Origin of the sequence: Leucobacter sp. HNU (assembly GCF_047946755.1) — a bacterium.
Taxonomy (GTDB): Bacteria; Actinomycetota; Actinomycetes; order Actinomycetales; family Microbacteriaceae; genus Leucobacter.
The window spans coordinates 1,481,053-1,495,973 of record NZ_CP178837.1; the positions used below are offsets into that span (position 1 = coordinate 1,481,053).

General features: G+C 69.4%; 12 protein-coding genes and 1 pseudogene. 3 read left to right on the forward strand and 10 right to left on the reverse strand.

The window, feature by feature from the left end; all coding sequences use genetic code 11:
- Positions 1-204: 204 nt before the first annotated feature.
- A complete protein-coding gene (locus AB3K78_RS07315; RefSeq protein ID WP_416447102.1) occupies positions 205-3,756 on the forward strand; it encodes a hypothetical protein in 3,552 nt (1,183 codons plus the stop codon).
- On the opposite strand, the gene AB3K78_RS07320 is transcribed toward AB3K78_RS07315, so the two are convergent.
- On the reverse strand, positions 3,753-4,487 hold the full coding sequence (locus AB3K78_RS07320) for an alpha/beta hydrolase (protein WP_416447103.1): 735 nt from the start codon (positions 4,485-4,487) through the stop codon (positions 3,753-3,755). The two genes, AB3K78_RS07315 and AB3K78_RS07320, sit on opposite strands and share 4 nt — an antisense overlap.
- A gap of 123 nt (positions 4,488-4,610) precedes the next feature.
- Between AB3K78_RS07320 and AB3K78_RS07325 the strand changes: the two genes are divergently transcribed.
- A complete protein-coding gene (locus AB3K78_RS07325; RefSeq protein WP_416447104.1) occupies positions 4,611-5,612 on the forward strand; it encodes an RNase H family protein in 1,002 nt (333 codons plus the stop codon).
- A gap of 294 nt (positions 5,613-5,906) precedes the next feature.
- On the opposite strand, the gene AB3K78_RS07330 is transcribed toward AB3K78_RS07325, so the two are convergent.
- The 7 genes from AB3K78_RS07330 to rpsB form a co-directional block, all read right to left on the reverse strand.
- Positions 5,907-6,470, reverse strand: a complete 564-nt coding sequence (locus AB3K78_RS07330; protein WP_416447105.1) for a transglycosylase SLT domain-containing protein — start codon at positions 6,468-6,470, stop codon at positions 5,907-5,909.
- A gap of 153 nt (positions 6,471-6,623) precedes the next feature.
- Positions 6,624-7,301, reverse strand: a complete 678-nt coding sequence (locus tag AB3K78_RS07335) for a DivIVA domain-containing protein (RefSeq protein ID WP_416447106.1) — start codon at positions 7,299-7,301, stop codon at positions 6,624-6,626.
- Positions 7,298-8,197: a phosphatidate cytidylyltransferase gene (locus tag AB3K78_RS07340; RefSeq protein ID WP_416447107.1), complete on the reverse strand. Its 900-nt coding sequence runs from the start codon at positions 8,195-8,197 to the stop codon at positions 7,298-7,300. The genes AB3K78_RS07335 and AB3K78_RS07340 overlap by 4 nt, the downstream gene beginning before the upstream one ends.
- A 5-nt stretch (positions 8,198-8,202) precedes the next feature.
- Complete coding sequence (frr, locus tag AB3K78_RS07345) at positions 8,203-8,757, reverse strand: ribosome recycling factor (RefSeq protein WP_416447108.1); 555 nt, start codon at positions 8,755-8,757, stop codon at positions 8,203-8,205.
- A 33-nt stretch (positions 8,758-8,790) separates the two neighbouring features.
- Positions 8,791-9,510: a UMP kinase gene (pyrH, locus tag AB3K78_RS07350; RefSeq protein ID WP_416447109.1), complete on the reverse strand. Its 720-nt coding sequence runs from the start codon at positions 9,508-9,510 to the stop codon at positions 8,791-8,793.
- A gap of 95 nt (positions 9,511-9,605) precedes the next feature.
- Positions 9,606-10,436 (reverse strand): translation elongation factor Ts, encoded by an 831-nt coding sequence (tsf, locus tag AB3K78_RS07355; RefSeq protein WP_416447110.1) that lies wholly within the window; start codon positions 10,434-10,436, stop codon positions 9,606-9,608.
- A gap of 55 nt (positions 10,437-10,491) precedes the next feature.
- Positions 10,492-11,328, reverse strand: a complete 837-nt coding sequence (rpsB, locus tag AB3K78_RS07360) for a 30S ribosomal protein S2 (RefSeq protein WP_416447111.1) — start codon at positions 11,326-11,328, stop codon at positions 10,492-10,494.
- A 373-nt stretch (positions 11,329-11,701) separates the two neighbouring features.
- On the opposite strand from rpsB, the pseudogene AB3K78_RS07365 reads away from it, so the two are divergent.
- Positions 11,702-12,172 (forward strand): annotated as a pseudogene (locus AB3K78_RS07365) (peptidoglycan DD-metalloendopeptidase family protein); the annotation flags it as partial.
- A gap of 141 nt (positions 12,173-12,313) precedes the next feature.
- On the opposite strand, the gene AB3K78_RS07370 reads toward AB3K78_RS07365, so the two are convergent.
- Together AB3K78_RS07370 and AB3K78_RS07375 are read right to left on the reverse strand one after the other, a co-directional pair.
- Positions 12,314-13,273, reverse strand: coding sequence for a tyrosine recombinase XerC (locus AB3K78_RS07370; RefSeq protein WP_416447112.1), 960 nt, complete (start codon positions 13,271-13,273; stop codon positions 12,314-12,316).
- A 63-nt stretch (positions 13,274-13,336) separates the two neighbouring features.
- A complete protein-coding gene (locus AB3K78_RS07375; RefSeq protein ID WP_416447113.1) occupies positions 13,337-14,788 on the reverse strand; it encodes an MDR family MFS transporter in 1,452 nt (483 codons plus the stop codon).
- Between the last annotated feature and the right edge of the window lie 133 nt (positions 14,789-14,921).

Consider the following 14,921-nt stretch of genomic DNA (forward strand, 5'->3'; position numbering starts at 1 on the left):
CGTCTTCGCGCTCAGCGGAATCCCGTCCGAGCGACGCGACTCGCGCACCTGCTCGGCCCGATCCTCGGCGGTTCGGACGGCGCACGTCCGGCCATGTCATCTCCGCCGACTGACCGGCCGGAATGTTCTACGATGAGACAGATCTCCGGCGCGCGGACGGACCTCCTGACGCGTGCCGGGCAGCCACCATTCCGGAGGACCCTCGTGACCGAAGCAGATCCGCTCTTCTCGCAAGCTTTCCGCGGTTACCACCGCGGCGAAGTCGACGCGAAAGTCGGCGCGCTCTCCCAGCACATCGGCACGCTGCAGGAGCACCTCGCTTCGCTCCAGGCCGCCTACCAGCAGGCGGTGCGCGACAGCGAAGAACAGCGGACGCTCATCTCCGACCTCCAGGACCAGGTGTCGGAGCTCGGTGCGAGCGGCTACTCCGGTCTCGGCCTCCGCGTCGAGAAGAGCCTGCAGATCGCGGAGGACCACGCCCACCGGCTCATGGCGCAGGCCGATCTCGACGCCGAGAAGCTGCGCCGCACCACCGAGGCCGAGACCCAGCGCCTGCTGAGCCAGGCGCAGAGCCGAGCCGACGAGCTGGTGACCAGCGCCACCGAGCAGGCCGAGACCGCGGTCTCCACGGCTCGCGCAGCGGCCGAACGGCTGCAGGCCCAGAGCACCGCCGAGAGCGAGCGCCTCCTCGAGGAGTCCCGCCGCACCGCGGAGCTGCTGCGCGCCTCCACCGAGCGGGACGGCGCCTCCCGCATCGAGACCGCGGAGGCCGAGGCCCAGGCGATGCTCGCGCAGGCCCGTGCGGAAGTCGAACGACTGCTCGAGGCGGCGAAGGCCTCGGCCGCGGACTTGCAGGCCACCACTGAACGCGAGGCCGAGCAGTTCGCCCGCACCCGGGCCGAGAACGAGCGGGATTCGGCGCAGGAGCGCGCGCGCCTCGCGAGCGAGGCCGAGCGGGCCCGTGCGGAGTTCGCCGCGCGCCAGCAGCGCGAGGAGGCCGAGCTCGAGGCCCGATACACCGAGCGCGAGCGCCAGCTCACGCAGGAGATGGACGCGCTCCGCCGCACGCTCACCACCGAGATCGAAACGCTTCGCGGCCGGATCGCCCAGGAGCGCGAGGTCCACGATCGTGCGATCGCCGAGGAGCGGGAGACGCACGAGCGGACCATCGCCGAGCAGGTCCGCAGTCACGAGGAGCGGCTCGCGCTGCAGCGTGAGGCCTTCACCGCGGAGCAGGAGCGTGCAGCGGAAGCCGCCCGCGCACGGATCCAGTCCGCGCAGGAGCAGGCCGAACGCGAACGGGCCCGAGCCGACGAGACCGCCTCCGCCGAGCGCACCCGCCTCGCCGAGGAGCAGGCTGAGCGCCTCGCCGAGGATCGCGCCGCGCAGGAGCTCGAGCTCGGCGGCGCCCGCGAACAGCACGAGTCCCGGATCGCCGCCGAGCGCGAAGCCCACGACGCCTCCCTCGCGGAGGAGCGCGAGGCGCACGCAGCCCGCATCACCCGGGAGCTCGAGGCGCACCAGACCCGCCTGGTGAACGAGCGCGCGTCCCACGATCAGCGCATCGCCGCCGAGCGCGAGGCCCACGACGCCGCGCTCGCTTCCGAACGCGAGGACCAGTCGAGCCTGCTCGCGGACGAGCGCGCGGAGCACGACCTCCGAATCTCGACCGAGAGCGCGGAGCACGCGCAGCGCATCGCGGCCGAGCTCGGTCTGCATGCGACCCGGATCGCCGACGAGCGAGAGGCGCACGAACGACAGCTGATCGGCGATCGGGGTGCGCAGGAGGCGCAGCTCGAACAGGAGCGGCGTGCCCACGACGCCGCGCTGTCCGAGGAGCGCGAAGCCCACGACGCGCGCATCGCCGCGGAACGCGCCGCGCACGACGAGCAGCTGCAGCGCGAGTCGGCCGAGCATGCGGAGCGCATCGGTCGCGAATCGGCCGAACATGCCGAGCGCATCGAGCGGGAGTCCGAGGCGCTCGACGCCCGGATCGAACGGGAGACCGCAGAGCACCGCGACCGGATCGATCGGGAGTCGACCGAGCACGCGGAGCGCATCGCCCGCGAGTCAGCGGAGCACGCCGAGCGGATCGAACGCGAATCCGCCGATCTCGAGGCTCGCGTCGAGCGGGAATCCACGGCCCACGCCGAGCGCATCGCACGGGAATCCGCGGCGAATGCGGAACAGATCTCCGCGGAACGCCAGGCGCACGATCGAGCGCTCGCCGAAGAGCGCCACGCGCACGACGAGGCGCTCGCCGACGAACGGTACGCGCAGCGCACCGAACTCGACGCGGCTCGCAGCGAGCAGGCTGCGGCCCTCGCGGCGGCGCTCGCCGCGCACGAGCAGCGGATCACCGAGGAGCGCGACACGCACGAGGCGGCGCTCGAGTCGGCCCGGACCCTGCAGCACCAGGAACTCTCGCAGCAGCGTTCGGCTCTCGAGCAGGAGCTCTCCGCGAAGCGCGCCGAGCACGACGAGGCCATCGCGTCAGAGCGGTCCGAGCACGAGCTCGCGCTCCGCACGGAGCGCGAGGCCCAGGAACAGCAGCTCTCCGAGGCACGAGAACAGCACGACGCATCGATTGCGGCAGAGCTCAGCGAGCATCGCGCGACCCTGGACGCGGAACGCGCGGATCACGACCGGCGAATCGCGGCCGAGCGCGCCGAGCACGAGCGCGACCTCGAGCGGGAGCGTGTCGAGCAGGAGCGCCGGCTCGAGGCCGCGCGCAGCGCGCACGACGCAGCGCTCGCCGACGAGCGGACGCTGCACGACGAGACGATCGCGGCCGAGCTCCTTGAACACCGCTCCCGCATCGCGGACGAGGCGCAGGCCGAGGCCGAACGCATGCGCATCGACCGCGAGGAGGCCGCAGCCGAGCTCGGCCTCTCGCGCGAGCAGTTCGAGCTGCGAATCGAGCGCGATCGCGCCCAGTTCGCAGGTGACATCTCGCGAGAGCGCGAGGAGCACGAGCGAGAACTCGCGGCCGCTCGCGAGCTGCACGACGAGACGCTGCGCCACGAGCGCGAGGCCGCAGCCCAGCAGGTGGCTCGAGAGGTCGAGTCCCGCCGAGCCGCGGTCGCAGAGGAGACCGACCTGCTCCGTGCCGATACGGTGGCGGAACTCGCGGACTTCCGGCACCGCGAGGAGACCGAGCTGGCCGAGCTCCGCGCGACGACCACCGAGCACGTGCGGCTCGAACGCGAACGGATCGCGGCCGAGACGAGCGAGTTCGAACGCAGCACGGCCGAGCGTCGCGAGGCGTTCGAGCAGGAGTTCGCCGCACGACAGCGAGAGGCCGCGGAAACCGCGCAGCGCGAGCTCGACGCGGCCCGCGCCCAGCTCGCCGAGCTGCACCAGCGGTTGAGCGAGGCACGGGACGAGCAGCACCGCCTCGCAGCAGCTTCCGAGACCGAGGCGGATCGGATCCGCACCGCGGCGGAGACCGAGGCCGCGAGTATCGTGCAGGAGGCCGAGCGTCGCGCCCACGCGACCTTCACGAGCGCGGAGAACCGCGCAGCGAAGGTGCTCGCCGCCGCAGAGGACCGTATGACCCAGCTCAAGGTCGAACGAGGTGCGGTGGCCCGTTACTTCGAGAGCCTCGGCGAGGTGCTCACCAATGCGCAGAAGATGACGTCGGCGACGCAGCAGGCCACCGAGGTTCCCATCGTCGAGCAGGATCCCGCGGCCCCGGTCGCGGAGGACACCGACCCGGCGACCTCCGCGACCGGCAGCGGGGAGACCGAGCGCTAACGACGCGGGTCGACCCGCTCCTCGGCGACCTCGCCGGGGAGCGGAGTCGCTGCGGTTCCCACCGCCGCGACGATCTCGTCCAGTACCCGCCGCACCTGCTTCTCCCCCACCCACAGGTGGCGGCCGCCCTCGACCGGGATCATCTTCGCGCGAGGCACCGAGGCGAAGCGCTGCGCAGCCTCTGCGGGCTGCAGGTAGTCGTCGAGCTCCGGCACGATCACCACGAGCTCCGGTACGGCCCCAGCCCAGGCGGCGACCTCGTCGTCCGTCGCGCGGTGCAGCGGCGGCGAGAGCAGGATCGCACCAGCGATGGGGTGCTGCAGACCGTACTTCAGCGCGAGTTCGGTGCCGAAGGACCACCCCAGCAACCAGGGGTTCGGAAGTCCGCGTTCGGCGACGAATCGCATCGCCGCGTCCAGGTCGAGCCGTTCGCCGACGCCCTCCTCGAAGGATCCCTCGCTGGTGCCGCGCGGCGAAGCGGTTCCTCGCGTGTTGAAACGGAGCACGGCCAGGTCGGCGAGCTCGGGCAGGCGCCACGATGCCTTACGGAGCACGTGCGAATCCATGAACCCGCCGGCCGTGGGCAGCGGATGGAGCGTCACGAGCGTCGCCTTCGGCGGCCGTCCGAGCGGCATGGCGAGTTCTCCGACCAGCGTGAGTCCGTCCGCGGTGCGCAATTCGATGTTCTCCCGCTCCGCGAGCAGCACGGTTCCACTGGTGATGTCGATCATGAACGTCGGGTCCTCTCCTCCGCCTGCGGGCCGTTCCCGGCACTCGGGCACGAGACCAATATAGAAGCCGACGGTGCGGGCGCGTTCGCGCGGGCACTCCGACGCCTCTGCCAGGATGGAGGGATGACGATCGTTGCAGCAGCAGACGGCTCCGCACTCGGCAACCCCGGCCCGGCCGGCTGGGCCTGGGTCATCAGCGATCAGGAGTGGCGCGCCGGAGGGTGGCCGCGCGCGACGAACAACCAGGGCGAGCTCATGGCGGTACTCGACCTCCTGCGTTCGACCGAGTCCCGCCGGTCCGAACCGTTGCACGTGCTCTGCGACAGTCAGTACGTCATCAACTCCGTCACCAAGTGGATGCCGGGCTGGAAACGGAAGGGATGGCGCAAGGCCGACGGCAAGCCGGTGCTGAATCGCGAGCTCCTCGAAGACCTCGATGCCGCGCTTCGCGGCCGGGAGGTCCGCTTCGAGTGGGTGAAGGGGCATGCCGGGCATCCCCTCAACGAGGCCGCGGATACTCGGGCTCGGGCCGCGGCGACGGCTTACCAGCAGCGCCGGGAACCCGATGCGGGCCCCGGTCTGATCGGCACCGGAGCAGTTCGGGGTGCACAGCCCGCGCCCGTGCCGCCCCCAGCGGACCCCGCGCACGCCGAGACCGATCCAGCGGTGCCGACGCCCGCCCTGTTCGACCTCCTGGACCTCGCGTCCGAGCCGACTTCATCCGGCACCCCGACATCGCACTCGGCGCTGGCCGCGCAGCCCGTCCCGAATCCGGACCACCGCACCGAGGTGGTCGAGCTCGAACGCACGCTCCTCGATCCCGCGGTGCGCGGTGACGCCCGCCGACTCGACGAGCTCCTGCACCCCGAGTTCGTCGAGATCGGCGCCTCCGGCCGCCTCCGGAACCGCGAAGCGATCCGCGCCGAGCTGCTCGCGGCCCCCGCCCTCGAAGCCGACTGCGAACCGCTCTCGGTCCTGACGCTCGCTCCCGGCGTGGTGCAGCTGGTGTACCGGTGTACCGCACGGGTCGACGGCGAGTCCCGCCGTTCGCTGCGCAGTTCCGTCTGGGAGCGCGTCGACGGCGTGTACCGGATCAGGTTCCACCAGGGAACCGTCGAGGTCTGAGTCCGTTCGGCGCTCAGGCCAGGCGCCAGCAGTGCGCGTGCCAGTGGCGTCGATCCTGCACCGCTGCACCGTCACCGAAGAGGTGCTCGGCGCTCCAGACCACGACATGAGCCTGGCCCGGCGGGACCTCGTTGCCGCACGACGGGCACCGGTAGGCCTTCTCCGCGCGATGGGCGGGGATATCGCGGACGAACCACTCTCGTCCGGCTCGCGTCACACGCTGAGCGCCGCCGTTCGCGAGACGGGTGACGTCACGCGGTTCCGGTCTGTGTAGCCTGTGGCGGGCCTTACGCCTTACCACCAGCCTTGAGAGACCCAGAGCTCATACGAGGCCTTCCAGCCGCCTTTCGACTTTGCGTAGGCATCACCCCATCGCAGATTCACAATCGGATTCGTGCAATTTGCAACACCGTGCATGGGATCAATCTGGACAAGACCGCAGGTGCGCGAGGTGGGGTTAATCGCGTTCGGATTCCAGGTGCTCTCGTGGGAGACAATGTAGTCGACGTAGCCCCAATCACTCTTGGGAATGCCCACAGTTTCCATCCACAGAGCAGGAGAGCCTCCGCCGGTGTACATCGGAGGTTCGCTCGCGTCAGGTTGCTTGGTGCTTGCATCCGTCTGGCTCTCCGCAGGGTCGACGGTAGCAACCTTCTTGGGCTTCGCCTCGGGCACCAGCTCGATCGGTGACGCCGCGAGATCGAAGGAGGCCTCCGTCGCCGTCGCGGGAACGAACTGCTGGTGCAGCCGCTGATCCTGCGTCGCCAGGAACTCCTGGTCCGCGTAGGCGTTCGGGGCCGTGTAGGGCACCACCGAGAGGGTGCCGACGAATGCGAGAACGGCGGTCGCGGAGGCCATGCCACGCACGCGTCGCCATCCCGTTGCGGGTCGGTTCTGTCGAGTCGCTGCAGTCACAATGGTCACGATTCTATCTCAATAATGGGTGCCGCGCAGCCCAGGCTCGGGCGGCGCGTCGATTCCGCTGCGTCGGATCGCTCCGCAGCTGCGGCATCACCGGGTCGCGAGCAGCAGCACGACGACGCTGTCGAGCAGCGCGTCGACCTGGTCCTCGTCGTAGCCCCGCCACTGCGAGTGGAATACGGCCGAGCGTACGTCCATGCTGGACACGGTCTCGTTGCCCTCGAACATCGCGGTGATGCGGTCGAGGAAGGCGTCGACCTCGGAGATCCGGTATCCCGTGGTCAGGAGACCCCGGCGCCGGAACCGTCGACCGCGGTCGCGCTGCAGCCGTCCTTTCACCTCGGACAGCAGCTGCTGCGTATCCGCCCACCAGGCGTCCTCGCCGATCTCGCGAATGCGCTCGCGGCGTTCCCGCTCGAAGAAGACCTCTTCGAGCCGGTCCATCGCGGCATCCACGAACCGCGCGGAATAGCCGCGCCGGTGCACCGGGAACGCCGTTCGCCGTACCTCCTGGGAGGTGACGGGGGTCGTGAGCGACGGATCCCCCTCGTACGTGCGGCGCGCCTGCAGCAGGAACTGATCCACATCGGCCGTGCGGTATCCGAGCTGTTTGCGACCCGCCCTCGGGAACGAGGTGTCGGGCGCTCCCCCGCCGAGCTGCTGGCTCGGGACGGGGGCCGTCACGGGCGCGATCTCAGGGTTGGCCGCATCCCCGACGGGGATCGGGGTCGTGCCGGCTGCGCCGTCCAGAGGCGCTCCGCTCGTCATGCTGCGACCCCGAGCGCCAGCGCGACCCCGTACACGGCGACCGCCGAGGGCAGCAACGAATCGAGACGGTCGAGCAGGCCGCCGTGGCCGGGGATCCACGAACTCATGTCTTTGACTCCCAGATTCCGTTTGATGAGCGACTCGGTGAGATCTCCGCCGGTCGCGGTCAGCAGCACCAGTACACCGATGATCGCACCGACCCACCACGGCTCCTCGAGCGCGAAGATCGAGGCGAGCACGCCGGAGGCGAGTGCGACGATCGCGGCTCCCGCAAATCCCTCCCAGGTCTTATTCGGGCTGATCCGCGGCGTCATCTTGTGCTTGCCGAGCGTCACTCCCGCGGCGTACGCACCGATATCGACCGACACGACGACGAGCACGAGGGTGAACACCCACCACTCGCCCCGGTCGGACATGACCAGCAGGACCCCGAACGAGCCGAGGAACGCGACGTAGACGAGGGTGAACAGGCCCGAGAACACATCTCGGATCAGAGTCTTCGGCGGAGTCTCCCACTGCGGGAAGAGCCCCTCGACGAGGCGCCAGACCGTGAGCAGGAGCGAACCCGCGAACAGGCCGAGCACCATGCCTGCGGCGCCGAAGAAGTAGGAACCCCCGACCACGATGAGTCCGCCGAGCACTACCCCGACGCGGGGGACCCTGCGGCCCGCCGTGCGGAAGGCGCTCGCCAGTTCAACGAGCGCGACCGACACCAGCGCGGCGACGAGCAGCGCGAAGAGGTCCTTCCAGATGAAGAGGCTCACCAGGAAGAGCGCGCCGAAGGCCACGCCGGAACCGACCGCGAGGAACAGGTTGCGTCCCGCCCGCGCTTCGATCTTGGCGTTGGTGGCCTCGAGCTGCGCGCGAAGCTCCTCGCGCCGTTCGGCGCCCGACATCTGGATTAGACCTCCAGCAGCTCGGTCTCTTTGCGCTTCATCGCCTCATCGACCTGGTCGATGATCTGCTTGGTGAGCGCCTCGAGCTCCTTCTCGGCCCGCACGACGTCGTCCTCACCGACCTCGCTCTTGAGCGCGTCGAGGTCGTCCTTGGCGCGACGGCGCAGATTGCGCACGGCGACCCGGGCGTCCTCGGCCTTGGCCTTGACGATCTTGACGAATTCCTTGCGGCGCTCCTCGGTGAGCTCGGGCAGGTTCACGCGGATCACGGAGCCGTCGTTCGAGGGGTTCGCCCCGAGGTTCGGCATGTCGCGGATCGCCTGCTCGATGTCCTTCATCGCGCCCTTGTCGTAGGGCGTGATGATCAGGCTGCGCGCGTCCTGGTTGGCGACCGCGGCGAGCTGCGGGAGCGGCGTCGGGGTGCCGTAGTAGTCGACGAGCACGCCCTGGAGCAGCGCAGGGTTGGCGCGGCCGGTGCGCACCGTGGCGAAGCTCTCCTTCGCGGATTCGACCGCCTTGTTCATGCGGTCCTTGACGTCGGCGAAGACCTCATCGATCACGGTGCGCCCCTTTCTGAAGTGTATGTTTCAAGCCTAGCGGTGGACGAGCGTTCCCAGACGCTCCCCACGGATGGCCAGGGTGACATTGCCGGCGGGTTCCATGCCGAACACGCGCATCGGCATGCCGTTGTCCATGCAGAGGCTGAACGCGGTCGAGTCGACGACCTTCAAGCCGCGCACGAGCGCGTCGTTGTAGCTGATCTCCTCGAGCAGCTGCGCGTCCGGATCCTGGCGCGGGTCGGCGGTGTAGACGCCGTCGACGCCGTTCTTGGCGACGAGCACCTCGTCGGCCTGGATCTCGAGGGCTCGCTGGGCGGCGACCGTATCGGTCGAGAAGTACGGCAGGCCGGCTCCGGCGCCGAAGATGACCACGCGCCCCTTCTCGAGGTGTCGGACGGCTCGCAGCGGGATGTAGGTCTCGGCGACCTGGGTCATGGTGATCGCGGACTGCACCCGGCTCGAGACACCCGCCTGCTCCAGGAAGTCCTGCAGCGCCAGCGCGTTCATCACCGTTCCGAGCATGCCCATGTAGTCGGCGCGAGCCCGGTCCATGCCGCGCTGCGAGAGCTCGGCGCCGCGGAAGAAGTTGCCACCGCCGACGACCACGGCGACCTCCGCGGTCTCCATCGCAGCCGCGATCTCCCGCGCGATCTGGCTCACCACGTCGGGGTTGACCCCGAGAGTCCCTCCGCCGAACGCCTCCCCCGACAGCTTCAGCAGAACGCGGCGCTTGCGGGTGGCGGTCGAGGTCATCGGAGGTCTCCTTCGGTTTGGGCTGAGTGAATTCTAGTGTCTGGACATGGAGAGAGACCCGGGTCACCAGGACCCGGGTCTCTCTGCAACAGCGGTTAGGCGCCGACCTTGCCGCGTGCGAAGCCGGTCACGGTGATGCCTGCGGCATCGGCGACCTTCTTGACCTCGCGCTTGTCGGCGTCGAGCGCGTGCACCTGCTCGTTGAGCGCGATCTGCTTGAAGAACGCGGTGAGGCGACCCTCGACGATCTTCGGCAGCGCCGCCTCGGGCTTGCCCTCGTTCTTCGAGATCTCGGTGACGAGCGCGCGCTCCTTCTCGACCTCGGCCTCGGGCACGTCCTCGCGGTTCAGGTACACGGGGTCCGCGAACGAGATGTGACGGGCGATGCTGAGTGCAGCATCGGCGTCCGCGCCCTCGTAGCCCACGACCACGCCGATCTGCGGGGGCAGATCCTTCGAGGTCTGGTGCAGGTAGACGGCGGTGGCGGGAGCCTCGATGCGGGTCACCTTGCGGAGCACGATGCGCTCGCCGATGATCGCGGCCTCGTCGTTGATGACGTCGCCGACGGTCTTGCCGTCGACGGGGGCCGCGAGGGCCTCCTCGGCAGTGCTCGCACCGGCGGCGGCGATCGCGTCGAGGACGCGATCGGCCAGCGCGATGAACTTCTCGTTCTTGGCGACGAAGTCGGTCTCGCAGACGAGCTCGATCATCGTGGCCGCGCCCTCGGTCTGCTTGACCGCGACGAGACCCTCGCTCGCCTCGCGGTCGCCGCGCTTCGCAACGCCCTTCAGACCCTTGAGACGCAGGATCTCGATGGCCTTCTCGATGTCGCCCTCAGCCTCGACCAGCGCGTTCTTGCTGTCGACCATTCCTGCGCCGAGACGATCGCGCAGTTCCTTCACAGCGGCCATGCTCACTGCAGCCATGTGTGACTCCTTCAGGATTGTGGGGTGTCGGTTCTGTCGGTGGTTCGAAGACCGATTACTCGGCCGACTCGGCGGGAGCCTCGGTCGCCGCAGCGGCCTCGGAGCTCTCGGCCGCGGGAGCCTCGGCAGCCTTGTCGGCGTTCAGCAGCTCGACCTCCCACTCGGCGAGCGGCTCGGCAGCGGTCTCGCCCTCGGCCGGCTTCTGGTGGCGCTCCATGAGGCCCTCGGCAGCGGCGTCGGCGATCACGCGGGTGAGCAGCGACACCGAACGGATGGCGTCGTCGTTGCCGGGGATCGGGAAGGTGACCTCGTCGGGATCGCAGTTGGTGTCGAGGATCGCGATCACGGGGATCCCGAGCTTCTTCGCCTCGTCGATCGCGAGGTGCTCCTTCTTGGTGTCGACGACCCAGAGCGCCGACGGCGTCTTGGTCATGTGGCGGATGCCGCCGAGCGACTTCTGCAGCTTCTCGAGCTCGCGCTTCTTGAGCAGGAGCTCCTTCTTGGTGAAGCCGCTGGTGCCGCCCTCGAAGTCGAGCTGCTCGAGCTCCTTCATGCGCTCGAGGCGCTTGGTGACGGTCTGGAAGTTGGTGAGGAGGCCGCCGAGCCAGCGCTGGTTCACGTAGGGCTGGTTCACGCGAGCAGCCTGCTCCGCGATGGCCTCCTGGGCCTGCTTCTTCGTGCCGACGAAGAGGATGTTGCCGCCGCGGGCCACGGTGTTCTTGACGAACTCGTAGGCGTCGTCGATGTAGCCGAGCGACTGCTGCAGGTCGATGATGTAGATGCCCGAGCGCTCGGTGAAGATGAAGCGCTTCATCTTGGGGTTCCAGCGACGGGTCTGGTGTCCGAAGTGGACGCCGCTGTCGAGCAGCTGGCGGATGGTGACGACGGCCATGGTCGTTCTCCTTGGTGTCAGCGCACCGAACGGTGCGCACTTGCGGTTGAGTGCCGGTCGCGATGCGGCCGATTCCTGGTGCCCTCGGGATCCGCCGCTCCCCGAGCACGCCCCGCGAAGAATCGCGGTGCGAGTGCGTCGGTGAAGACCGATGGCGGCGCGCCGATGAGCGGGCACGCGAAGTCACCCCATAAGAGGTGCCCTGCAAGCATACACGGATTGTCGATACGGGGCATCGCGGCGCGGGTACCGGCGCGCCACCGCGACGAGATCCTCCCCCTCCAAACCGCGCCCACGCGCTCGTCGGGGTGCTCGCGCCCGACCTCCTGTGGATTCCATGCCGTCCGCGCCCACCCGCCCGCAGACTCCCCGCATGAACTCCGCCCCCAGGCTCCGTGCACGTTCCCTGCTCGCCCCGGTTGCCGCGCTGCTCCTCTCCTGGTCGGTCGCGTCGACCGCCGAAACCTCGACGACCGCTTCGGCGGCGCATCGCGGCGCCGAAGTCTGGCCCTCCCCGCTTCCCGGACCGTTCCGCGTCACAGGTCCGTACCGAGCGCCCCCGACGCCGTACGCCTCGGGGCATCGAGTAATCGACCTCCCCGCGATTCCGGGGGCGCCGGTGCGCGCGCCCGTCGCAGGCACCGTCGCGTTCTCGGGCGTCGTGGTGGATCGCCCGGCGCTCTCCATCAGGGTCGACGAGCGCACGGTGCTCTCGATCGAACCGGTCGCCTCGACGCTCGCCCCGGGCGCGACCGTCACGACGGGCGATGAGATCGGCGTCGTCGCCCGGGGCGGCCACTGCGCGGACGAGTGCCTCCATATCGGGGTCCGCGTCGACGGCGACTATGCGAATCCGTTGCGGTTCTTCGTATCGAAGCCGAGGCTCCTGCCGTGGTCGGACGCGTCCGCACCGAGCGCGCGTTCCGCTGCGAGCGCGGTAGTCCCCCCCCGGATCGGAGGCTTCCGTGCGGATGGGCTGGGCGGTTCACGCGCGGGGATGGGCCTGCCGATAGCTCTGCGCGAGGCGATCGGTCGAGACGTGGGTGTACACCTGGGTGCTCGCGAGGCTCGAGTGGCCGAGCATCTCCTGCACGACGCGCAGATCCGCACCGCCGTTCAACAGGTGTGTCGCGGCCGTGTGGCGGAGCGTGTGCGGACCTCGCGGACCGCTCCCGGGCTCCTGCTCGAGCGCGCGGGCCACCAGGCGGTAGATCTGGTGCGCTTGGATCCGCGCACCCGATGCCGAGAGGAACACCGCTGCCGCTGCGCTCTCATGCGCAGGGCCTGCGCCGCCCGAGGCATCAGCCGCTGCGCGGAGCAGCTCCGGCCTGGCTGCCGCCAGGTAGTGCTCGAGGGCGAGCGCGGCGGGGGCTCCGAAGGGGACGACCCGCTCTTTCGCCCCTTTGCCGATGACGCGCACGGTGCGCTGCACTCGGTCCAGCCCGGCGAGGTCGAGGCCGCACACTTCGGAGACGCGCAGTGCCGTCGCGTAGAGCAGTTCGAGGAGTGCCCGATCCCGTATCGCGAGCGGGTCCCCGGTCCGCGCCAGGCTTTCGGCCCGGTCGAGGACTCGCGAGACCTGATCGTCGGAGAGCACTCTCGGGAGCGCACGCGGAGCCTTCGGGGTACGGAGTCGCGATGCCGGGTTGCCGGCGACGAGCCGGTGCTGCTCGAGCCACTTGCCGAACGATTTGAGCGTCGCGACGTTCCGAGCGAGGGTGCTCTGCGCGAGCCCCTGCTCCTGGCGCGACCAGAGCCAGTCCCGGAGCGCATCGAGTCCGATTCCCGAGACGTCCGTTTCGGCGCCCGATTCGGGGTCCGAGGCTTCGAGGTACGCCGCGAAAGAGAGGAGGTCTCGACGGTAGGCGCGAACGGTCTGCGGCGAGTAGCCGTATTCGTACTCGACCGCCGAGAGGAAGCCGTCGATCGCCGTACCGAGATTCATGCCCCTATTCTCGCGCTGCCGTCGGTTTCGGAGCGCCGCGGTCCCGCGCGGCGCCCGACCCGATCACCGATCGACGGCGGCCCCGGTTCCGGCTCGCGAATGCGCGGCTCCCGTTTTCGCCGGCGTTCTGCCACCCACGAGGAACGACAGCAGCACTGCGACGACGGAGGCGCACGCCGCTGCGACGAACGCGAAGTGGATCCCCTGCGCTGCGGCCTCCGCGCTCGCGGCTCCGCCGGAGGCGGCAGCGGCCGCGCCGAAGGACATGATCGTCACGAACAGCGCAGTCCCGGCAGCTCCGGCGAGCTGCTGGAGGGTGTTGAGGATGGCACTGCCGTGCGGGTAGAGCTCGGGTTCGAGTGAGCCGAGCGCGCTGGTCATGAGCGGCGTCATCATGCAGGCCAAGCCGAGATCGAGCACGAGGTTCGCGACCACGATGTACCAGACCGGGACGTCCGGGGTCATGAACGCGAGCATGAGGAGCGCCGCCGAGACGGTCAGAACACCGGGGATGACCAGAGGGCGGGCACCGACACGGTCGAAGAGCGCCCCGACGAGAGGCGCGGCGAGTCCCATCAGCAGCCCTCCGGGCAGCACGACGAGACCGGCCGCTGCGGGGCTCAGCCCGAGCACGTTCTGCATGAAGAGCGGGAGCAGGATCACGGCGCCGAACATGGAGCACATCGCTACCGAGATGAGCGCGACACCGACCCAGTACGGCCGCGAGCGGAACGGCCGCAGATCGAGGAAGGCCGAGGCTCGGCGTTGCAGCACGAGCTGCCGCCAGATGAAGAGGCCGAGGAACACGGCGCCCAGCAGCAGCGGAACGAGCGGTGGCATGAGGCTGTGACCGTTGACGGCTTCGCCGATGCTTCCGAGGCCGAACACGAGGCCCCCGAACGCGAGGGTCGAGAGCAGGGCCGAGAGCACATCGAAGGGAACACGTGCACCCGCACCGCCAGCTCCGACGAGGATCGTTCCGACCACGAGCACGACAGCGGCGATCGGCAGAACGACGACGAACACCGAGCGCCAGCCGGCTGCCGTGATCAGGGCCCCGGAAACGGTGGGGCCGAGTGCCGGTGCCACGGCCATGATGACCGCGATCGTTCCCATCATGCGGCCGCGTCTCCCCTCGGGCACGGCGTTGAGGATGGTCGTCGTGAGCAGCGGCATGATGACCGCGGTTCCCGCGGCTTGGAGGACGCGGGCGAGCACGAGCGCGGAGAACATCGGAGCCAGGGCCGCCAACGCGGTGCCCAGAGTGAAGAGGGTCAGGGACAGCGCGAACACCGCCCTCGGGGAAAAACGCTGCAGCATGAACCCCGACATCGGAATGACCACGGCCATGACGAGCATGTAGATCGTCGTCAGCCATTGCCCCGCGGAAGCGGTGATCCCGAAGTCCTTCATGACCGGAGGCAGGGCGACGCTCATGACCGTCTCGTTGAGCACCATGACGAAGGCGCCGGCCAGCAGCACCCCGATGAGCAGCATCGGGCGACGACTCGACACGGATTCGGTCTCGATTTCGACCGGAGAACGGCCCGATTCGGCGTGCGAAACGGCCGGGGATGACGTGCGACTCACGAGTCTCTCTTTCCAATTTTGTCAGTGACTGCCACTTCTGGCAGCCTATGCCAGATTC

Coding starts and splice junctions, on each gene's coding strand:
- AB3K78_RS07320 (WP_416447103.1), bottom strand. CDS start 4,487: ATGATCGACATCACCAGTGGAACCGTGCTGCTCGCGGAGCGGGAGAAC.
- AB3K78_RS07325 (WP_416447104.1), top strand. CDS start 4,611: ATGACGATCGTTGCAGCAGCAGACGGCTCCGCACTCGGCAACCCCGGC.
- AB3K78_RS07330 (WP_416447105.1), bottom strand. CDS start 6,470: ATGGCCTCCGCGACCGCCGTTCTCGCATTCGTCGGCACCCTCTCGGTG.
- AB3K78_RS07335 (WP_416447106.1), bottom strand. CDS start 7,301: ATGACGAGCGGAGCGCCTCTGGACGGCGCAGCCGGCACGACCCCGATC.
- AB3K78_RS07340 (WP_416447107.1), bottom strand. CDS start 8,197: ATGTCGGGCGCCGAACGGCGCGAGGAGCTTCGCGCGCAGCTCGAGGCC.
- pyrH (WP_416447109.1), bottom strand. CDS start 9,510: ATGACCTCGACCGCCACCCGCAAGCGCCGCGTTCTGCTGAAGCTGTCG.
- tsf (WP_416447110.1), bottom strand. CDS start 10,436: ATGGCTGCAGTGAGCATGGCCGCTGTGAAGGAACTGCGCGATCGTCTC.
- rpsB (WP_416447111.1), bottom strand. CDS start 11,328: ATGGCCGTCGTCACCATCCGCCAGCTGCTCGACAGCGGCGTCCACTTC.
- AB3K78_RS07370 (WP_416447112.1), bottom strand. CDS start 13,273: ATGAATCTCGGTACGGCGATCGACGGCTTCCTCTCGGCGGTCGAGTAC.